Raw genomic sequence first — 19,097 nt, 5'->3', positions numbered from 1 at the left:
GAAAAGCGGCAACCAAGTTCCAGTCTTTGGTGTTTTGGGGACAGTTAATTTTAGTTAGAGACGTTAAAAATAAAATTGGACAGGAATTATTTATTTGTTAAACCAACCTCTGCCTCATCGTCTCAAACAACAGAACGGTAGCAGCCATCGCCGCATTCAGCGACTCCGCTTGTCCCTGCATTGGAATCGTAATGGCATCATCCACTAATTGTGCGGTGGACTCCGAGATGCCTTTGCCTTCATTTCCGATGACAAGCCACACAGCCTGCGTAAAATCATAACTATAACACGAGTATTCTGCCTGCAACGACGTGCTCACAAGCTTCACACCAGCCGCCTTGGCTTCTGGCAACAACGTCTCCAGTGATCCTTCAACAATCGGCAAATGGAACAATGAGCCCATCGTCGAACGAATTGTTTTCGGGTTATAGACGTCCGCACAGCCAGTCCCCAGCACGACACCAGCCGCACCTGCGGCATCTGCGCTACGAATAATCGTTCCCACATTCCCCGGATCTTGTACGTTATCCAATACAACGACCAGATTTCTCGTCTCGGAGAGCAGATTCTGCATCGGTTCCTTGGACTTCCGAACAATCGCAAATACGGGTTGCGGGGTCATCGTATCCGTACATTTGGCGATAATTGCAGGTGTTACACTAATCCATTCAACCTTCTGAAGTGGGTTTTCGAATCCCGCAAGTTCGTACGGTACGCCTTGCTCTCCATCATAGACGACACACTCTAGATCAGCGCCAGCGCGGAGCGCCTCCTGAACCAAATGAATGCCTTCAATGATATATTTATGTTGACGGGTACGGTGCTTTTTCTCCAGCAACTGAGCCCATTCCTTCACACGTGCATTTTGCGGTGATACAATATCCATCTTTCCATCCTTCCCATCTCATCACTTCGGATAGGCCAGTTCCATCTTCGTCAGATGATCCTTATGCCCTACAATGATCAATACATCCCCATCCTCAATCCGATCATCGGCATATGGAGAGATGTTCATCGAATTACCACTACGAATCGCCATCACGTTACAACCGAACCTTGCCCGAATGTTTAGCTCAAGCAGGTTTTTTCCGATCATTTGCTCAGAGGCTCTCATCTCAAGGATACTGTAATCCTCAGACAGCTCAATATAATCCAGTATGTTTGGTGAGGTTAGATGATGCGCTACACGCAGACCCATATCCCGTTCAGGATATATGACTTTGTCCGCACCAATTTTTTGTAATACTTTACCGTGGAGCTCATTTTGAGCTTTTACAATAAGAACTGGCACACCCATATCCTTCAGAATGAGCGTAGTCAGGATACTTGCCTGAATATCTTCACCAATTGCCACCACGACAACATCGAAATTTCGTATACCCAGCGCACGTAGCGCTTCTTCGTCTGTAGAATCGGCTGAGACAGCATGGGTCACCACATTAGACATTTCCTGTGTCCGTTGCTCATCTGCATCAATCGCCAGCACATCGAATCCCATACCACTTAATGCATTGGCTACACTTGATCCAAATCGTCCCATGCCAATCACAGCATACTGTTTCTTTGCCATTAGGATCTTACCCTCCCGCTGCACTTCAGCACTACACATTATTTTGATACTTCCTGAGATCATAAATACATGCCATGCTTACTTCGTATATGTGTTCAAAAAGGTCGGTTTTCAGATGAACAACCTCTTAATAATCCTTCGTAGTATACCACAAAGCCCAATAAACTTGAATGCGCTCACGCTTCCCAGGGAACAGTATAGGAGCAGCCGAATATACGAGGAGGGACTTGCGATGCCAATTACATTAAGCCTGCGTGACGCGATTGTTCATAAGGTTCATGACAAAAGTGATGATCAGCTCCGAGAGATGATTGAAGGTTCCGTTGACGGGCCTGAAGCAGCTTTACCTGGACTTGGCGCCATTTTCGAAATGATCTGGAAGAACACAGAACCTGCCAAGCAGGAAGAACTGATTCAAATTGCGCAGGAGCATCTGCACACCATTCCCGTACAACCGCTTCGATAAGTGAGGCAATAAGGGAAGGTAACCATCAATACGTTTGTTCTGTCTGCAAAAGAAAGCTTTCCCTTATTCGGCTAGGTCATCCCTGCCTAAGGTAAGTGGATAGCAATAGATCCCTCCACCAACCGGCGGAGGGATCTTTATCTTTTTGACCAAGTGCCATCACATCGCACTTGCTTATACTACATGATATAAAACAAATTTACACAAAAACGGAGAGGACAGAAATAACATGAAGAAGCACATCGTTCGCCTGAAAGCTTTTTGAAAAAAAGCTACTTCGGAAGCATACGCTATCCCTGGATTTTCCCTTAGAAAAGGGAGATCAAAAAAATCTGGGGATAACAGCGATCGGAAGGTTATTCTGTCATCCGAGTGGTTTGTGTAAATTTACACAGTAAGACTTAACTTAAGGTGCAGTTTCCAAGAATTTAGCCGTCGGATTTTTGTCCATCGCTGTTCTCATCGCGTATTCATTCTCGAAGAGCACAACGTAATTGCCCTTTTTATCTTTTACCAGCGTGGAGTTAATGCGGAATTTGCTTGGATCGAGGTTTTCGTCCACAATCCAACGTGCGAATTGATACTGCATCCGCTGCAACTGCACATCTACCCCATATTCACCCTTCATCCGATACTCAAATACTTCAAACTGGAGCTGACCTACTACGCCGAGCAACGTCTCGTCGAAGCTAACGGTATTGAAGACCTGAATGGTTCCTTCTTCCGTCAATTGGTCGATCCCTTTTTGATACTGTTTATGTTTAAGCGCATTTTTGACGGTTACTTTGGCAAAAATCTCAGGCGAGAACGTCGGCAATTCGTCAAACACAACTTCACTACCTTGGCTAAGCGAGTCTCCAATTCGGAAAATCCCTGGATCGAACAGACCGATAATATCTCCAGCATATGCCTCTTCAACGATATCCCGATCCTGAGCCAGGAATTGCTGTGGTTGAGACAATTTGATTTCTTTCCCCACACGGTTGTGCTTCACGCTCATCCCACGTTGGAACTTACCAGATACGATACGTAAGAACGCAATCCGGTCACGGTGTGCTGGGTTCATATTCGCTTGAATTTTGAACACATAACCACTGAACTTCTCATTGGTCGGCTCAATATCACCAGCTGTACTATGGCGAGGTTCCGGTTTCGGTGCCAGCTCAAGGAAGTTCTCCAAGAACGTTTGCACACCGAAATTATTGATCGCACTCCCGAAGAAAATCGGCGTAAGTTCGCCACGTTGAACCTTCTCCATATCGAACTGATCCCCAGCTACATCAAGCAACTCCAGATCCTGACACAGTTGATCATGCAGGTACTCTCCCGCCATCTCGCGGATAATTGGATCTTTGTATCCATCCACTTTTTGCACTTTGATCGTCGAATGATCGTCGCCCTGGAACAATTCAACTTGGTTTTTCATGCGATCATATACACCACACAGATCACGACCTGTGCCAATTGGCCAGTTCATCGGTACAGAGCGAATACCAAGAACATTCTCAAGCTCTTCCATTAGATCAAAAGGGCTTTGTCCTTCACGATCCAATTTGTTGATGAATGTAAAGATCGGAATCCCGCGCTTCGCACAAACTTGGAACAACTTAATCGTCTGTGCCTCCACGCCTTTCGCTACGTCAATCAACATGACTGCACTATCCGCAGCCGTCAGCGTACGATACGTATCTTCACTGAAGTCCTGGTGACCAGGTGTATCCAGAATATTAATCCGATGATCCAAATAGTCGAACTGCATCACGGAAGAAGTTACCGAGATCCCCCGTTGTTTCTCAATTTCCATCCAGTCACTTGTTGCATGTTTGCTTGCTTTCCGCGCTTTGACTGTACCCGCGAGACGAATGGCGCCCCCGAATAATAGTAGCTTCTCGGTTAAAGTTGTTTTACCCGCATCCGGGTGAGAGATAATGGCAAACGTCCGGCGTTTGTCCACTTCCTGTTGAAGAATGTTATCTGCAGCTTTGCTCATAGCTTCTGTCCCTTTCATCCGTTCATTCACGTTTAATCCGGCTGAGCCGGTCCATCATTCAATCTTTATTCAAATCCGGCAGAGCCGGTTGATTGTACATTAACTTCCGCCGCAACGTCGTCGGCACATTAGTTTCATTTTACACTATTACAATGGAGTTCATCCTCTCCAGATCTGTGTTCCCTTTTATACGGTAATACTGATTCTAAACCCAACTCTCCTATTGTACCATAATCTGTAGTGAAAATAACCGATTACGTTCCGCAGATTTCTCACTTTTACACAACAAAAAAAGCACCCTTCAGCTAGTTTAGCATCCAGGTACTTTCCCTTTCGTTCTTCATATATGCGATTTAGAAAATCAAAGCATCCAAGGCGTACTGTCCGCCACCTGTCAGAGCCAGAGCTACACCGACCACTAGAATCGCGAGGTTATACTCGAATCCGTTCTGCGTAGACCAGTATCCATTAGCCCCATGAACCTTCACAATCGCGATCACCATTGTTAATGCAATAAGAATACCACCAACGGGTGTAAGCAGACCAAGTGCAAGCAGCAGTCCACCCCCGAACTCTGCCAAACCTGCTAGCAATGCAACCAACGCACCGGGCTTCATACCCATAGATTCAAACCAACCGCCAGTACCCTTAATTCCATATCCACCGAACCAACCAAACAACTTCTGAGCACCGTGCGCCATAAACGACAAACCAATCACCAAACGAATCAACAACAATCCTACATCCAACATTTCTTTTTCCTCCATTCATTATTTACAAATTGTTATTCTTAGATTAAAGATATTATGCCAAAATTTTTTATTCATGAAATCGGTGTAACCCCTAAGCTCGTTTCATTCCAGTTTCATGAGCGCCTCATCTGACTAGCGTCAATAATTAAGCCGCTTCTTTATTTTTGTTTTGCGTAATTTCTTTATCTGTTGAATTGAGTATAAGTTATCTACTTACTTTTTGTCAACATATTATTTTAAGTAATTAAATTTCATGATTTCTTGCTCTTTCCTACCCCTTCTCTTCCTCACCAGTATACGTATATCCCCATTCAACATATGCCTCTTATTTTCTAAGCTAAACCACACGTTTCTCAGTAAAGTATCTAACTTAACAACCTATACCGTCATATATAATCTATACAGGTTCAACTAAAGAAGGTTTACCCTTGCCACTCCGATAACAGAATAACCTTCCGATCGCTGTTATCCCCAGATTTTTTTGGATTCCTTTCTTCAAAGGGAAAATCCGGGGATAGCCTATGCTTCCGAGGTAGCTTTCTTGCAGAAAGCTTTTAGGCGACCGCTTCGCTTCTTCACGTTATTTCTGTCCTCTCCGTTCTCGTGTAAAAAGTTTAGTTGAACTTATATATCCACTTCATACATGTTTGCTCTTCACACTAAAAAAGATTCAAGACATTCGCCCAATAGCGAACATCCTGAATCCTAACTTATGAAACTTCAGCTCATTAATTATTCACTTGCCAAATCACTCGGTCTTCATCCTGACCATTCACTGGCCACCAGTGGTAACCATCCTGTTCAAGCAGCTTATCCGTTGCTTCTGGCCCCCAAGTGCCTGCTGGATACGTATGAAGTTCCCCGTGATTTTCAGCCCACGCAGCTGCAATCCGATCCACGAATGACCATGCTGTTGCAACTTCATCCCAACGGGTAAAATACGTCGAATCTCCTTCTGCCGCGTCATGCAGAAGTCGTTCGTATGCTTCCGGTGAATTGATGCCAATCATGCAGCTTTGACAGAAGTCCATCGCAAGCGGTTGAATTTCCGAATCCGAGCCCGGTTTCTTGGCATTAATTTTGATATATATGCCTTCCATCGGGTTCACACGAATGACCAGCAAGTTTGGTTCTAACTTATATTTTTTGCCGAGATATACGTTGTTTGGCATCGATTTGAATTCAACCACGATTTCGGTCGTTTTCACTGGAAGACGCTTACCTGTCCGGATATAGAACGGTACACCAGCCCAGCGGAAATTATCAACAAACACGCGTGCTGCAAAATAAGTTTCCGTAGTGGAGTCTGGATCAACCTTGTCCTCCTCCCGATACCCTGGAAGCTGCTTCCCTCGATACTCGCCCTTCGTATATTGTCCCCGCACCACATTACTGCTTACCTCTTCGTCTGTTGCAAAAGCACGCAGAGATCGCAGTACCTTAACCTTCTCATCCCTAATGTCCTCAGGGAATAGTCTGCTTGGCGGCTCCATAGCAATCATCGTTAACATCTGCAGCATATGGTTCTGTCCCATATCACGCAGCGCACCAGAGTGGTCATAATATCCTCCGCGCTCTTCCACACCAACCGTCTCACCGAGTGTAATCTGGACATTCGCAATGTGTTTGTTATTCCAGAGTGGCTCAAAAAAGGCATTGCCGAAGCGAATGACTTCAATATTTTGCACCATTTCCTTACCTAGATAATGATCGATTCTGTAGATTTCCTCTTCACGAAACACTTCCCGAATTTGTTCATTGAGCTGTTCTGCCGATTGCAGATTATACCCAAAAGGTTTCTCGATCACAAGCCGATTCCAGCCCTTACTTTCCAGCATCCCGCCATCTCTTAGACTGTATGACACGTTACCGAATAGTTCTGGTGCAAGCGCTAGATAAAATAACCGATTACCCGGCGTGTTAAACTTCGCTTCCAAAGCCTCCGTCTGCTCACGCAGCTCTCTGAAACCATCAACGTTATTAATATCAAGTGATTTGTATTCAAAATGTTGGGCAAAAGCATTCCACTCCTCCGCCTCTCCCGCTGGATAACGACAGAACTCTCGAATGGATTCATGGATGTCTTCCCGGAATTGTTCTGGTAATCTCGGACGCCGTGCTATGCCAATAACCGCGAAGTCATGGGCTAGCTTTCCTTCACGGTATAGACTATAAATAGCCGGAAATAACTTCCGGCGAGCTAAATCGCCCGTTGCTCCAAAAATGAAAAATACTGCGCCAGGTGTCTGCACTTCATCTTGCATTAGTTTTTCGACCATAGGCTCCTCTTTCTTCCGGGAAGAACACGCTAGCGTGCTGCCCGAGCTATGTAATGGTGTTATATATGCACAACATACAAACGTCAATTACCAGCATGATCCTTCTTGGATGTGATGCCATTTTAGCATATCAACTAGGGCGATGCACTAATTTCTGGCAGTCTTTGTCCAATTATTTTCTAGAATTCATCATTAACATCATTGATAAATATTCCATTCATGGTATGAGTACTCCTTAACCAAGATCATCATGATTCAAACGATCTCCTTAATAACACTCAATACATCATACTCAACAATTAGTACTCAATCGTAATGACAGGAAATCCCAAAGTAACACGGTTCGTTCCTAACACATCATCCTGATGAACGGCCAGCTGCATATTTAATTGATGCGAACCACTGTTCACGGCCATTGATAACTCAGGAACAGCATAAGATACACTTGTTGTGCTGTCATCTTCATAACGTTCCACTGCACTCAGTTTCAGCTTATCTGATAATGCTCCTTCAATGTGTCTTACCACAGTACTGGCTTGAACCGGAGCGTTGTTGTGATTTTCTATCCCTACAGCAGCCTCTTCCCCTGTGCCTTGTACTGAAAAGTTCCAAGTGGCTTTAATACCGACATCTTTAAGTAATCGCTCTATCTGTTCATGCAAAGCGAGATACACACTCCAATCCGTCTCTTCATTGCCGGATAACTGGATAATCATATAATATTCTGCTGAACCTGTAACGACAACGTTGACCAGAATGCCCACATCTTCGTTTGACGCCTTCAATTCACTGCGGTATACATCATGTCCTGTCTGACGTACTAACTCAGGTTTCTGGAGCTGTAGCCCGTCAGCGAGTAACACCGCTATCTCCTGTGCATCTCCCATCCCTTGGCCCTGCCATTTAAGTACTAAGCGATCTACTTGTTCTATAGCAGCACCTGCCGTGTTCAGCATTTGCTCTAACTTCTCACCTTCAGATACACTTTTCTCCGCGTATACTTGAGTAATACCGATTAACATAATGATTGCTACTGCTAGTACAGCTGTCATCATCCACCGTTTTAACATGCTGATTCCCCCGCTCGTTCTCTATTCTATGAATCTATCAACAGCATGCCCGCTTTCTCTTCGTACTAAACGCTTTATTGCATACAAAAAAGCCCCATCAACCAATTACCTTGGTTAATCGGACTTTCACACTTAAATTGCTTCTATGTTTTGCTAAGCTTATCGTGTAGATCTAATAGCTTGTATAGTAGAACGACCTATTCGCTCATTTATCGGTCATCACATTTCCAAAATGTCCTTACTCTGCAAGTCCATTCTTATAAGCATATATTGCTGCCTGTGTGCGGTCATCTACGCCTAACTTCGCGAGCAGGTTGGTCACATGAAATTTAACCGTCTTAATCCCAATAATCAGATCATCCGCAATATCTTGGTTAGACTTCCCTTGGGCAAGCAAACGAAGGACATCCATTTCACGATCCGTCAGTTCTTCATGAGCCGGCGCTGCAGCTTGAGGTTGACGGAAACGATTCATCATCTTGGAAGCTACCTGTGACTCCAGTACGGATTGACCACGTGCTGCAGCACGAATGGCATCAGCTACCTCGTTAGCTCGGGAGGTTTTGAGCAGGTAACTAAAGGCTCCAGCTTCAATAACCGGATACATTTTCTCATCATCCAAGTAACTCGTCAGAACGATAACCTTACATTCAGGATACATTTTCAGCAATTGCCGTGTAGCTTCAATGCCATCCATACCTTCCATGACTAGATCCATCAGAACAACATCTGGCTTATATTCCTGTGCCAAACGAATGCCCTCTTCCCCGCTTCCTGCTTCACCGACAACTTCAATGCCATCCTCCGTATCAAGAACTGCAGCGAGACCAATCCGAACCATTTCGTGGTCATCCACGAGCAGCACCTTAATTGACGTTTCTGACTGTGTGTCCACTTCCGTCTCCTCCATTGACATGTCCTTCCTCACTTTCATCGCTCATCAAAGGTATCGTAATTTCAATCCGTGTTCCTTTACCAGGTGCTGTTACAAATTGAATGGCTCCGCCGATTTCTGTAACGCGTTCACGCATGTTCGCTAGCCCGTAAGAAGCCTGCTTATGTTCATCCAGATCGAAACCTTGACCATCATCACGAATTAACACTCTAACTGCATCTGTCCGGCGCTGTAGCCTAATCTCCATTTTCTCTGCCTTCGCATGACGTAATGTATTAGACATCGCTTCTTGAACAATACGGAATAGATGATTTTCGATGCCTTTAACCAGGTCAATATCCTCATCGATTTCCAGCACAATGTCCATAGGCACTTTCGTCTTCAGTTCCATGACCAGATCCTTCAATCCCTGCTCCAGCTGTTTGCCTTCCAGATATACCGGGCGCAAGTGCAATAATAAAGCACGCATCTCCGATTGAGCCACAGAAGCCATCTCTTCGATTAGAGCAACCTGCCGCTGAGCACGTTCAAAATCCTTTTCCATTTTCCGTCCAACCGCTGTTGCTGTCATGGAAATTGCAAATAACTGCTGAGACACAGCATCATGCAATTCTCTTGCGAGACGCTGCCGTTCTTCCACAATCGCCGTAACTCTTGCTTGCTCTGCAAGCTGAGCGTTGTTGGTGGATAGTCGCTGTAGCGAGGTGACCTGATCCTCCCACTTCTTCCCGATCCGCCCAAGCTGATCGCTTAGACGCCCAACGTCGTCCATACCAAGATCAGGCACCGTGCGGGAGAGCGATCCTTTTTCCCACTGCAGCAAGGTTTCTCGCAACAATTCTAGTCTACGCTTCACCCGATAGCTTTGGTAAAAACCAAATGCTGCCCCGATTCCAATTAACAACAGTAACAATGCCACACCCGATTGAATCAGATGTCTCCAGCCTGCAAACGGAGCCAGATAACCATATGTATATAGTACATACAAGACAACCGCGAGCACAATGAAAACAAGGAGGATTCCTTCACGCATACTTCGGGTTACCATGTCGGTATGTCGTTTTGTGTTCATACAGGTCTCCTCCTTTGTCATCTTTTTAATTACTACGGATTACTAATGCTTAGGTCGCCAACAATATAGGAAATTACAAATTTTGCTTTATGTTCACTGGACTCATAGCCAGGAGTTCTCCATATTATTTTATTCATCATCCCACTGTCCTGCTCGCCATTCAGATTAACGCGGCCAAACAGTACGAATGCTTCAATTTCAACGCCATAATCTTCAGGCAAGGTCAAGCGTACATTACCCATAACGCCCTGAAGTAATACAATAGTTTGTTTCTCTTCGGGTATAGACAGCGATAAATCTGCGTTAACTTCCCCCATGGCATGCCACAGACTCATACTTTGTAACCGCCAAGGCTGTTGATCCCAATAAAATCGTGCCATAAAATTTTGTCTACGCATGACATTTTCATTCAGATGAATCTTCTTTGTTTTGGAGTAGAAAAAAGCGAGTGAAGCAAGTACGATCAAAAATACAATCATCAAATTATCGAGCAACAACAGTGCTGCCCCGATTCCCAAGCAACGATACCCTTTACGTGTAACACCTTTTTGAACTTGAATCATTCCATACGTTAGCAGGATCAGTGCGGCAAGAGTTAGAAAGTTCATATTTTGATTCAATAACATTAAGGCGCCAATCACAATGATTAACACTGCAAGCCATTGATTTTTTTTATTCATCTCCACCGCACCTCCTCTGTAAACGTAATCTTCTCTATTCGATGGAAAAGCCATACCAGGCACTGAGGTCCCGTATGGCTTAACCTTTGCTCTACAAATCGTTCTCTATTCACGATTTATAGAATATCATATTGTTTGCATAGCGAACAGTTATTCTTTTGAAGTGTTGCCTGCATCATTTTTAGAGCCATTGCCCATTTTGTTTTTCAAAGCTTGCAGCTGTTGATCAACTTTGAACTGTTTTTCGGCATCCACAGGATTAGTGTACGTGGATTGTGTGTTGCGATATGGTGCACGGATTACGTCAGCTTCGGCTTCCATTTGCATGATTTTTTCTTCCATGCGGTGGAATCCAAGTGATGCGCCTCCGCTCTCGATGCTGTGCAAGCTGTTGATTTGAGACATTTGTTTTTTCGCTTTAGCCATCTGAGCACGAGATACCAGTTCATTGCGTTTGTTACGCATTTTGTAGAACTCATCTTTCATGTCATGAAGCTGTTGCAACAAATCTTTGGCTTGTGCTTCCGATTGTGCATGAAGATCGCTGTATTCCGTAATTTTTTGATCAAAGTAGATTTTCTCTTCCAGCAATTTGCGAGCTACTTCTTCCTGACCATTAGCCAAGGCAGCTTCAGCTTGAGACTCACGTTGTACAGATGTGCGCTCTGCTTCATCCAAACGTTGCTTCATACGGCGCTCATTTGCCATTTGTTTGGCAACAGTTACCTCAGCCTCGTGAATTTCAGCCTCCATATCACGCAAATACTGATTCAACATTACAATTGGGTCTTCCACTTTATCCAACATATCATTTACCGATGCTTTTGTCATATCCTTAATCCGTTTAAATACTCCCATTTTACTTTTCTCCCTTCTCGTAACGAGATAATTTTTGGCGAAGCTCTTCAACTTCTTTTTTCAATGCTTTTTTCTCAATATCTTTCATCATGGAGTCCAGATCACTTTCTTGATGTGTCCCAGCTCCGTAGCCATTGTTGTCATATGAACGTGGATCAGATTGCGGTCTGCCGTTGTACCCTGGACCAGGGCCAAAGCTTCCATGACCTGATTGGTTTGGGTTATTTTGATAAGGGCCTCTTGGTGGCTGATGATCATAGTTGTTGTATCCTCTGCCAGGCCCTGTCCCGTATCCGTATGGATCATATGGTGGATAAGGTTCTTTAGGGACTACCAGTGCTGCAATGAAATAAATTAACAACGACGTGCCGCCAGTTACGAAGATACTGATGACGAAGATGATCCGAAGTAGTGTGGAATCCATGCCAATGGATTCGGATATCCCGCTACACAAACCGGTCAGCATTCGGTCACGCGTTGAGCGGTATAATTTGCTCATGTACTTACTCCTTTCGTTTACTTATATCCTCTTACGTGATCGTATGGATCAGCGTAATAGGTTTCCTTCGGCACCACCAATGCAGCGATGAAGTAGATGAGCAGTGATGTACCTCCCGTAGCGAAAATACTGATGAAGAAGATGAGACGTAGCAGCGTGGAACTGAGTCCGAGATTCTCGGAGATGCCGCCGATCAAACCTGTCAGCATCCGATTACGCGTTGAGCGGTATAATTTACTCATTTTAACTACTCCTTTTTGTCATTGTTTAATTTCTGTTTCAGCCTCTCCAGCTCTTTATCGAGCGTTCCGGAAGACATGCTTCCTGCTGATCCAGAACCATCCTGGCCCATACGCCGTATGTCCCGTAAACTTTGTGCTTCGTATTCAAGGTCAGAGACTTGATCATCCAGTCGATTGAACATACGTGGGACATTCTGACCGTTGTTATAGTGACTTCTCTGATTCATTCGTTGTTGTAACTGAATGGTTTGCATCCGTGCGTAGTAATATTGGCGCTTACTGTAGACATTTTGATATTCTACTTTGAGCTGATCGATCTGTTCATCGAGTTCCTGTAATGCCGTATTACTTTGAGCGTACAATTCATTGTACTGATCCATTTTTTCTTCATGTAGAATTTTCTCTTGGAGAGCAAGTTTGGCAAGATGCTCCTCACCTGCTTTTAAGGCCATTGAAGCTTGTTCTTCACGTTTGTGTACCATCGCTGCTGCTTGATCAGCTTGTTGTTTCATCTGTCTGGTATGACTTGCATATTGATGACGAAGCTTCTCAGCTTCACCGATGTCTTGGCGGGTCGAGATCAGAAACTGGTCAATCAGTTTGACTGGATCCTGACTTTGCTCCAAATGTTCATTCAACGTAGCTACGGTAATATCCCGCATTCGACGAAATACACTCATTATATTCTGTCCTCCTTCTCATAATCGTGAAAGCTTAGTAACGGCGATGACGACTGCGTTTATTCCCAAGCATCGATACTCCTAAGATAATCAACCCGATTGCGATGATTGGTCCGAGCAACCAAGATAATTTACCGATCAATGCGATGATACCGATGATCAGTACGATCCATCCCAGCGTTGTGTTACCACGCTTCACTCCGTAGTACCCAAGTGCAATCATCAGAATCGGAATCAAATATCCCATCATGTATCCTAGCAAAGGTGTTAACTTTCCGAAGAGGATGAGTGCGCCTAGCGCAATCAGTACAATCGCCCAGCCGTTTCCTTTATTCCATCTCATTATGTTTTCCACCGCCCTTTCCGTGTGCGTTTGTTTCTTGTTTAACCTTATGTCCTTATTCTAGGGGAAATTGAGACTTTTCAAAACAGACTGTGGACGGTTTTTCATCCTAGACTCAGGTCGGGGATCATATTCGACCTTTGGCTATCTTTATATCAGACCTTGATCTGACAAGGTTCGCTCAAGCCTCCTTATCCCCCTATTACCCGCATTAGAGACCCCGTATGACCTTCCATCTACAGATACACATGCAGATACAGTCCTTACCCCTAAGTTACGTTTATGATGAGTTCGCGTTTCTACATAATAGGCCAGAAGTGAAGTGTTCAAAGCAACCTTCGAAATTTATTACTTTTTTATCCATATAATCTAAATTTAGATTGTTTTAATTGTAAGCGTTTACTAAAATGGGAATATGACTACTCTTTACGTCAGGAGATGACCTGTGCGATCCTTAACTTATTTACATAAAATGATAGTGTATGGCATTCTGCTGAGCACGCTACCCATTCTTTTAACCGGAATTGCTGCTTTTCTCTACTCCTCCCATCAGATGGAGTCACATCGTATTCAAGCAAATCAACAGCTACTTTCACAAATGCAATCAAACGTAGAGCACAAACTTGCGACGGTCAGTTATATGTTGGATCAAGCGACTCGTTCTCCAGTGACTATACAATCTCTGTCTTCACCTCATCTAAGCCCAAAGCCAGCTATTGCGAACAAACTGCAATCCGAGTTCCAACATATGAGATCCTGGGAACCATTAATGGACATTACACTGGTTAACCAAACTCAGGACTGGCTTATCGATCATGCAGGACTTTATCTGAATACGGATTTTCCACTGTCTCTCCCTATGCAAGACTTACTGTCGAATACGCTCACATCAGGTTGGCAACTTGTCCCGTCCTCTGTCTTTAACAACCAAGAACGGATGAAGAGTTCTGGCTGTAATTATCATATTGCACTAGCAAGGCCGATCCAAACGATAAATGATTCAACTAACTCGGCTCTTATTGCTGGAATACCTGCGTGTTCACTACAGACTCCCTCTGAGGCAATAGATACGAATTCATCCGCTTCAGGACTAATCATTGTCAACCGTGAACAACGTATCATTGCACATCCAGACCCTAGCTATATGGGTAAACCCTTAGCTGCGACCGGCTTAATCAATAGTGACACTGGGGTAAGCCTGAGTGAGCAACTCTCTCCTGCTTCGCTTCCGGCGTCTTCTTCCTACGGTGAACTGCGTACGTCAGATCAGCACTATTCCATGGTGTACTCCCAATCCCCACTAAAAGGATGGAGCTATATTCTGATTACGCCGATGAATATCCTGAATCGTGAGTACATTCAAGTCGCATTACACACGATGTATATCAGTATTGGAATGTTACTTCTATCTCTACTGCTTTCCTGGCTAGGTTCAAAGCGAATGCACACACCCATTCAGAGACTCCTCTCCCAAGTCGGCATTAAAGAGCAAGTAGCAGCAAGAGCTACAAGCTCACTGCAAGCGGAATCCGAGATCTCCATGGATGAGTTCGAACAAATTAGAGCGGGTGTCTCTCAATTATCTGCATCCCGTTCTCAGCTTGAGAACAAGTTGAATCATTATGTGATGCAGACACGCAACCATTTCTTAATGAATATATTTCTGGGTAAATATCCACCAACTAAGCTACAACACATCTTGAATGAACAAGGATATGCCTCTCAGCTCAAACAATGGCAACATATTGCCGTCATAACGATACAAGCAGATCTTGTGAATCATGCAAAATATAGCTCTCAAGACCGGGAACTTCTCCTGTTCGCTATTCAAAATATGCTAGAGGAGACCATCTTGCCCGAGATGCAACTGCTCCCGATTGTAATCGAGCAGACCGTTGTAACGGTCATTGGAACCTATGAATCTGACCCAGATGAGTTTACGAAGCAGCTATACGCCCAAACAGAACAACTGCAACGACGAGTTCAGGATCTGCTCAGTTTACAGATAAGCATTGGAATTAGTCAGTCCTATCCTTCCCTATTAGAAGTGCACCAAGCCTACATTGAAGCTATTGAGGCCCTCCAGCATCGTCTCAAATTAGGGACAGGCGTTATTATTCCATATGAAACCGTTAAGACCCACATTTCGCATTGGTCGATGTCTTACCCGGAGTCTTTCGAATACGAGTTACTTCAGGCTATTCAATCCGTGGATGAAACTGAAGCTATTTCTATGCTCCATCAGCTGCTTGGGTATGTATTTAATATGGAATCGACACCAGAAGAGTATCAGTTGATGCTAATGCGATTGCTCACACGTATTCTGTTAATGATGCAGGAAGCCGGTGTACCTCTAGGACAGATTACAATTGGACAGAGCCGTATGTTCAAAGAACTCTTTACTCTCCAGTCTGCGGCTGAAGTTGAACAATGGTTTACCCAACGTATTATCATGCCACTTATAACTATTCTTAAGGAAAGGCAGTATGCACAATTCCATCATATTTCTGAGAAAATAATTGCTCTTATCCAGCAGCGCTATGATACAGATCTTACATTAGAGGAGTGCGCTGCCCTTCTCCACTACAATGCCAATTATCTAAGCGGTGTATTTCGCAAGGAAACAGGCTCTTCCTTCAGCGAATACCTAACCAAGCATCGATTTACGATAGCTAAGAAGTGGTTAGAAGAGACCAATCTTACGGTTAAGGATATTGCAGCTAGACTTCGGTACAACAACCCGCAGAACTTTATCCGTTCCTTTCGCAAGTGGGAGGGTATCACACCTGGACAATATCGGGAACGTAAACGTCAAGCTGGCTATGTACAGGAAAGTCGTTCATTTGGGGAATAAGATTGCCCAGGCGCCAAACTCATTACACCGCGCGCCAGGAGATACACATGGTGCGGCTATCTGCTGAACTATCTCATCACAATAACTGTATACTGCTCTATTCGTAATTGAAATTCTTTAATAACACGCATTCTTGTTATGAGATCTTTATTTTATTTGTTTGTGAGAACCTTCATATTTGGCTGTTCCAACTGAATCAGGATTTTACCAAACCGTCCTCCTCTTAAAAATGTCACTGTTCCATTATCATATGTCTTCCTAATGTATTGTTCAGCTAGGCTAAGTGATTGTTCGTCTGTTGGTAGAGCATACGTATTCAGCCATTCAGGTAGCTTCTGTACAACTTCTTCCACAGGCAGTTCAACGGTATTCACTTCCTTGGTGATTAGTGTTGTATAGGAGTACCCCTTCAGATAGAGCAACTGTTGAATGAATCCCATATCACTTGGTTTAAATGGTTGCTCCACCTGAAGCACCTTTCTTAGTTCATCAATCAGTGTATGTTCCCGTTGTCCAGCCATTGTACTGATATACACATACTTACGGGCAGAACTAATGGCCTGCTCAATCGTTTCCCAATCGGACATTGCTGGACACATTGAGGCAAAGGCAACATCGTACTTTTTCCTCCATCCCTTCTGCTCAATAGATATTTCTTCAAAACGCTCGCATACGATTTCAATCTTAGATGTCAAAGCTGCTGGAATTGTCTCCTTCATCAAGGAAACGAGTAGCTCAGAAGGTTCGACCGCTGTTACGGTTGCGCCCTTCTCTGCGAACGGAATCGTGAAAATGCCAGAAGCAGCCCCGATATCTAAAACGGACATTCCTTCAAAGTCTACGCCTTGATTCTCAATCCAACCCATAATGCGCTCAGAACGCGCCTTCCCCTCTGTTGTAAAGGATTGCTGATGATACTCCCTAGCCCATCTTTCAAAAGCTTCTGCTGTATTAAAAGGGGCACTTTGCTTTTTATATTTGGGACTCCTCGGTCTATTCTTCCAAGCCTCTTCCCACACAGAAAGATCGAATAATCCTTGAGCAATATCTATTTCATTGCTTGGCGTTACTTCTGTCATCTCTACACACTCCATTTCTTCCATTCGAAATTTTGATTTTATTGGTTCAATTCAATTGATTCAACTCATGCTGTTTGTATAGTAAATATAAAGGAGTTATTATATCTATAATTAGTTCAGACATATATATCAATGATAACTCCTTTACATCAATCATTTTCGTAGTGATATGTAGGGCATAAGTAAATTAAAGACTTTATATATCTATAATATATTTGATATTGAATTACGTCAATATGTTATACAAAAGAAATCAATGAGCGTGAACAGCTTCAATTACATGCTCATTGAACATTAGAGTTTTCTCTTCACAAAAATAACCCTATGAATTGCAAGAGCAATCCATAGGGTTATACGTTATACCGGCGAGAGGACTCGAACCTCCACGGTTTCCCACTCGATTTTGAGTCGAGCGCGTCTGCCATTCCGCCACGCCGGCACATATTTTTTTCGCATATCGAGAAAATAACTGGAGGCGCCACCCAGATTCGAACTGGGGATAAAGCTTTTGCAGAGCTGTGCCTTACCACTTGGCTATGGCGCCATATTCATTTGGAGCGGAAGACGGGAATCGAACCCGCGACCCTCGCCTTGGCAAGGCGATGCTCTACCGCTGAGCCACTTCCGCATAATGGCTGGGGATATAGGATTTGAACCTATGCATGACGGAGTCAAAGTCCGTTGCCTTACCGCTTGGCTAATCCCCATAGACAAAACAAAGGGGCGATCGAGGGGAATTGAACCCCCGAATGCCGGATCCACAAACCGGTGCGTTAACCACTTCGCCACGATCGCCATATATAATATACTTTTAAAGATTTAATTGGCAGGGGCAGCAGGAATTGAACCCACACCAACGGTTTTGGAGACCGTTGTTCTACCTTTAAACTATGCCCCTAAAAACTGGTGGAGGATGATGGATTCGAACCACCGAACCCGTACGGGAGCAGATTTACAGTCTGATGCGTTTGGCCACTTCGCTAATCCTCCATAAGTGGTGCCGGCGAGAGGACTTGAACCCCCAACCTACTGATTACAAGTCAGTTGCTCTACCAGTTGAGCTACACCGGCGTATTAAGTTATAAATGGTGGCTCGGGACGGAATCGAACCGCCGACACGAGGATTTTCAGTCCTCTGCTCTACCGACTGAGCTACCGAGCCATAATAAAGTTCAAACTTAAATGTTACACTTTACCTTGGGCGTCGGTGCCTTATATCAGATCTAGTGAACAGCTTCCTCATGTGGTAAATATGGCGGAACCGACGGGATTCGAACCCGCGATCTCCTGCGTGACAGGCAGGCATGTTAGGCCAACTACACCACGGTTCCAGATCACTTTCTCGTAAGAAAGTATAATTGCGGGGGCAGGATTTGAACCTGCGGCCTTCGGGTTATGAGCCCGACGAGCTACCGGGCTGCTCCACCCCGCGTCGTTATAAAAGATATATGGTGGAGGCTGAGGGGATCGAACCCCCGACCCTCTGCTTGTAAGGCAGATGCTCTCCCAGCTGAGCTAAGCCTCCGAATAACACATTTATGATCTTAACATATAACTGCTATTAAAATCAACTTCTTTTTTTTGAAGAAAAGAATGACCCGTAGGGGATTCGAACCCCTGTTACCTCCGTGAAAGGGAGGTGTCTTAACCCCTTGACCAACGGGCCTTGMTTAAAAATTATCTGGCGGAGAGAGAGGGATTCGAACCCTCGAGACGCTTGTGACGCCTACACGATTTCCAATCGTGCTCCTTCGGCCAGCTCGGACAC

17 protein-coding genes and 13 tRNA genes are annotated in these 19,097 nt (G+C 44.4%); 2 read left to right on the top strand and 28 right to left on the bottom strand.

The window, feature by feature from the left end:
• Nucleotides 1-97: 97 nt before the first annotated feature.
• A complete protein-coding gene (locus ASD24_RS17625) occupies nt 98-886 on the bottom strand; it encodes a TrmH family RNA methyltransferase (RefSeq protein ID WP_056698229.1) in 789 nt (262 codons plus the stop codon).
• Nucleotides 887-907: 21 nt separating this feature from the next.
• Nucleotides 908-1,570 (bottom strand): potassium channel family protein, encoded by a 663-nt coding sequence (locus tag ASD24_RS17620; protein WP_056698232.1) that lies wholly within the window; start codon nt 1,568-1,570, stop codon nt 908-910.
• 232 nt (nt 1,571-1,802) lie between these two features.
• On the opposite strand from ASD24_RS17620, the gene sspI reads away from it, so the two are divergent.
• Nucleotides 1,803-2,036 (top strand): small acid-soluble spore protein SspI, encoded by a 234-nt coding sequence (sspI, locus tag ASD24_RS17615; RefSeq protein ID WP_056698227.1) that lies wholly within the window; start codon nt 1,803-1,805, stop codon nt 2,034-2,036.
• Nucleotides 2,037-2,442: 406 nt separating this feature from the next.
• Here sspI and ASD24_RS17610 read toward each other — a convergent pair whose 3' ends face one another.
• The 12 genes from ASD24_RS17610 to ASD24_RS17555 all read right to left on the bottom strand — a co-directional run bounded on the left by ASD24_RS17610 (nt 2,443) and on the right by ASD24_RS17555 (nt 13,396).
• Nucleotides 2,443-4,026, bottom strand: a complete 1,584-nt coding sequence (locus tag ASD24_RS17610; RefSeq protein WP_056698224.1) for a peptide chain release factor 3 — start codon at nt 4,024-4,026, stop codon at nt 2,443-2,445.
• A 353-nt stretch (nt 4,027-4,379) separates the two neighbouring features.
• Complete coding sequence (locus tag ASD24_RS17605; protein WP_053783291.1) at nt 4,380-4,778, bottom strand: DoxX family protein; 399 nt, start codon at nt 4,776-4,778, stop codon at nt 4,380-4,382.
• A 728-nt stretch (nt 4,779-5,506) separates the two neighbouring features.
• Nucleotides 5,507-7,057, bottom strand: coding sequence for a glucose-6-phosphate dehydrogenase (gene zwf / locus ASD24_RS17600; protein ID WP_056698222.1), 1,551 nt, complete (start codon nt 7,055-7,057; stop codon nt 5,507-5,509).
• Nucleotides 7,058-7,356: 299 nt separating this feature from the next.
• Nucleotides 7,357-8,127 (bottom strand): YwmB family TATA-box binding protein, encoded by a 771-nt coding sequence (locus ASD24_RS17595; protein ID WP_056698219.1) that lies wholly within the window; start codon nt 8,125-8,127, stop codon nt 7,357-7,359.
• 238 nt (nt 8,128-8,365) lie between these two features.
• Nucleotides 8,366-9,037 (bottom strand): response regulator transcription factor, encoded by a 672-nt coding sequence (locus ASD24_RS17590; protein ID WP_128103528.1) that lies wholly within the window; start codon nt 9,035-9,037, stop codon nt 8,366-8,368.
• Nucleotides 8,994-10,094 (bottom strand): sensor histidine kinase, encoded by a 1,101-nt coding sequence (locus ASD24_RS17585; RefSeq protein ID WP_056698213.1) that lies wholly within the window; start codon nt 10,092-10,094, stop codon nt 8,994-8,996. The genes ASD24_RS17590 and ASD24_RS17585 overlap by 44 nt, the downstream gene beginning before the upstream one ends.
• Before the next feature lie 32 nt (nt 10,095-10,126).
• Nucleotides 10,127-10,774 carry a cell wall-active antibiotics response protein LiaF gene (gene liaF / locus ASD24_RS17580; protein ID WP_056698211.1) on the bottom strand — a complete coding sequence of 216 codons (648 nt, stop codon included), beginning with the start codon at nt 10,772-10,774 and terminating at the stop codon, nt 10,127-10,129.
• A gap of 150 nt (nt 10,775-10,924) precedes the next feature.
• Complete coding sequence (locus tag ASD24_RS17575; RefSeq protein ID WP_056698209.1) at nt 10,925-11,632, bottom strand: PspA/IM30 family protein; 708 nt, start codon at nt 11,630-11,632, stop codon at nt 10,925-10,927.
• 1 nt (nt 11,633) lies between these two features.
• Nucleotides 11,634-12,131 (bottom strand): PspC domain-containing protein, encoded by a 498-nt coding sequence (locus tag ASD24_RS17570; protein ID WP_056698205.1) that lies wholly within the window; start codon nt 12,129-12,131, stop codon nt 11,634-11,636.
• A gap of 17 nt (nt 12,132-12,148) precedes the next feature.
• Entirely contained in the window at nt 12,149-12,373 is a 225-nt protein-coding gene (locus ASD24_RS17565; protein ID WP_056698202.1) for a PspC domain-containing protein, read from the bottom strand.
• A gap of 5 nt (nt 12,374-12,378) precedes the next feature.
• Entirely contained in the window at nt 12,379-13,053 is a 675-nt protein-coding gene (locus tag ASD24_RS17560) for a PspA/IM30 family protein (protein ID WP_056698197.1), read from the bottom strand.
• Nucleotides 13,054-13,087: 34 nt separating this feature from the next.
• Nucleotides 13,088-13,396: a LiaF transmembrane domain-containing protein gene (locus ASD24_RS17555; protein ID WP_056698194.1), complete on the bottom strand. Its 309-nt coding sequence runs from the start codon at nt 13,394-13,396 to the stop codon at nt 13,088-13,090.
• Nucleotides 13,397-13,841: 445 nt separating this feature from the next.
• Between ASD24_RS17555 and ASD24_RS17550 the strand changes: the two genes are divergently transcribed.
• Nucleotides 13,842-16,250 (top strand): helix-turn-helix domain-containing protein, encoded by a 2,409-nt coding sequence (locus tag ASD24_RS17550; RefSeq protein ID WP_162248955.1) that lies wholly within the window; start codon nt 13,842-13,844, stop codon nt 16,248-16,250.
• A 152-nt stretch (nt 16,251-16,402) separates the two neighbouring features.
• On the opposite strand, the gene ASD24_RS17545 is transcribed toward ASD24_RS17550, so the two are convergent.
• The 14 genes from ASD24_RS17545 to ASD24_RS17480 all read right to left on the bottom strand — a co-directional run bounded on the left by ASD24_RS17545 (nt 16,403) and on the right by ASD24_RS17480 (nt 18,995).
• Nucleotides 16,403-17,329 carry a class I SAM-dependent methyltransferase gene (locus ASD24_RS17545; RefSeq protein WP_056698187.1) on the bottom strand — a complete coding sequence of 309 codons (927 nt, stop codon included), beginning with the start codon at nt 17,327-17,329 and terminating at the stop codon, nt 16,403-16,405.
• Nucleotides 17,330-17,689: 360 nt separating this feature from the next.
• A tRNA-Leu gene (locus tag ASD24_RS17540) sits at nt 17,690-17,768 on the bottom strand.
• Between the two features lie 31 nt (nt 17,769-17,799).
• A tRNA-Cys gene (locus tag ASD24_RS17535) sits at nt 17,800-17,873 on the bottom strand.
• 9 nt (nt 17,874-17,882) lie between these two features.
• A tRNA-Gly gene (locus ASD24_RS17530) sits at nt 17,883-17,957 on the bottom strand.
• 4 nt (nt 17,958-17,961) lie between these two features.
• Nucleotides 17,962-18,036: transfer RNA gene (locus ASD24_RS17525), tRNA-Gln, on the bottom strand.
• Nucleotides 18,037-18,051: 15 nt separating this feature from the next.
• Nucleotides 18,052-18,124, bottom strand: a tRNA-His gene (locus tag ASD24_RS17520).
• 29 nt (nt 18,125-18,153) lie between these two features.
• A tRNA-Trp gene (locus ASD24_RS17515) sits at nt 18,154-18,227 on the bottom strand.
• A gap of 6 nt (nt 18,228-18,233) precedes the next feature.
• A tRNA-Tyr gene (locus ASD24_RS17510) sits at nt 18,234-18,319 on the bottom strand.
• Nucleotides 18,320-18,324: 5 nt separating this feature from the next.
• A tRNA-Thr gene (locus tag ASD24_RS17505) sits at nt 18,325-18,400 on the bottom strand.
• A 15-nt stretch (nt 18,401-18,415) separates the two neighbouring features.
• Nucleotides 18,416-18,491 (bottom strand) — tRNA-Phe (locus ASD24_RS17500).
• A gap of 91 nt (nt 18,492-18,582) precedes the next feature.
• Nucleotides 18,583-18,660 (bottom strand) — tRNA-Asp (locus ASD24_RS17495).
• Nucleotides 18,661-18,687: 27 nt separating this feature from the next.
• Nucleotides 18,688-18,761: transfer RNA gene (locus ASD24_RS17490), tRNA-Met, on the bottom strand.
• 17 nt (nt 18,762-18,778) lie between these two features.
• Nucleotides 18,779-18,854, bottom strand: a tRNA-Val gene (locus ASD24_RS17485).
• A 69-nt stretch (nt 18,855-18,923) separates the two neighbouring features.
• Nucleotides 18,924-18,995, bottom strand: a tRNA-Glu gene (locus tag ASD24_RS17480).
• Nucleotides 18,996-19,097 lie beyond the last annotated feature (102 nt).

This window comes from Paenibacillus sp. Root52 (assembly GCF_001426865.1).
GTDB lineage: Bacteria > Bacillota > Bacilli > Paenibacillales > Paenibacillaceae > Paenibacillus.
The sequence above is the reverse complement of the archived record's forward strand: the minus strand, read 5'-3'. Positions and strand labels throughout refer to the sequence as shown.

Excerpts from the sequence above, each read along its gene's own strand:
- sspI (WP_056698227.1), top strand. The coding sequence starts at position 1,803 with ATGCCAATTACATTAAGCCTGCGTGACGCGATTGTTCATAAGGTTCAT.
- ASD24_RS17605 (WP_053783291.1), bottom strand. The coding sequence starts at position 4,778 with ATGTTGGATGTAGGATTGTTGTTGATTCGTTTGGTGATTGGTTTGTCG.
- ASD24_RS17625 (WP_056698229.1), bottom strand. The coding sequence starts at position 886 with ATGGATATTGTATCACCGCAAAATGCACGTGTGAAGGAATGGGCTCAG.
- ASD24_RS17560 (WP_056698197.1), bottom strand. The coding sequence starts at position 13,053 with ATGAGTGTATTTCGTCGAATGCGGGATATTACCGTAGCTACGTTGAAT.
- ASD24_RS17555 (WP_056698194.1), bottom strand. The coding sequence starts at position 13,396 with ATGAGATGGAATAAAGGAAACGGCTGGGCGATTGTACTGATTGCGCTA.
- ASD24_RS17565 (WP_056698202.1), bottom strand. The coding sequence starts at position 12,373 with ATGAGTAAATTATACCGCTCAACGCGTAATCGGATGCTGACAGGTTTG.
- ASD24_RS17595 (WP_056698219.1), bottom strand. The coding sequence starts at position 8,127 with ATGTTAAAACGGTGGATGATGACAGCTGTACTAGCAGTAGCAATCATT.
- ASD24_RS17575 (WP_056698209.1), bottom strand. The coding sequence starts at position 11,632 with ATGGGAGTATTTAAACGGATTAAGGATATGACAAAAGCATCGGTAAAT.
- ASD24_RS17590 (WP_128103528.1), bottom strand. The coding sequence starts at position 9,037 with ATGGAGGAGACGGAAGTGGACACACAGTCAGAAACGTCAATTAAGGTG.
- ASD24_RS17610 (WP_056698224.1), bottom strand. The coding sequence starts at position 4,026 with ATGAGCAAAGCTGCAGATAACATTCTTCAACAGGAAGTGGACAAACGC.
- ASD24_RS17570 (WP_056698205.1), bottom strand. The coding sequence starts at position 12,131 with ATGAGCAAATTATACCGCTCAACGCGTGACCGAATGCTGACCGGTTTG.
- liaF (WP_056698211.1), bottom strand. The coding sequence starts at position 10,774 with ATGAATAAAAAAAATCAATGGCTTGCAGTGTTAATCATTGTGATTGGC.
- ASD24_RS17620 (WP_056698232.1), bottom strand. The coding sequence starts at position 1,570 with ATGGCAAAGAAACAGTATGCTGTGATTGGCATGGGACGATTTGGATCA.
- ASD24_RS17585 (WP_056698213.1), bottom strand. The coding sequence starts at position 10,094 with ATGAACACAAAACGACATACCGACATGGTAACCCGAAGTATGCGTGAA.
- zwf (WP_056698222.1), bottom strand. The coding sequence starts at position 7,057 with ATGGTCGAAAAACTAATGCAAGATGAAGTGCAGACACCTGGCGCAGTA.
- ASD24_RS17545 (WP_056698187.1), bottom strand. The coding sequence starts at position 17,329 with ATGACAGAAGTAACGCCAAGCAATGAAATAGATATTGCTCAAGGATTA.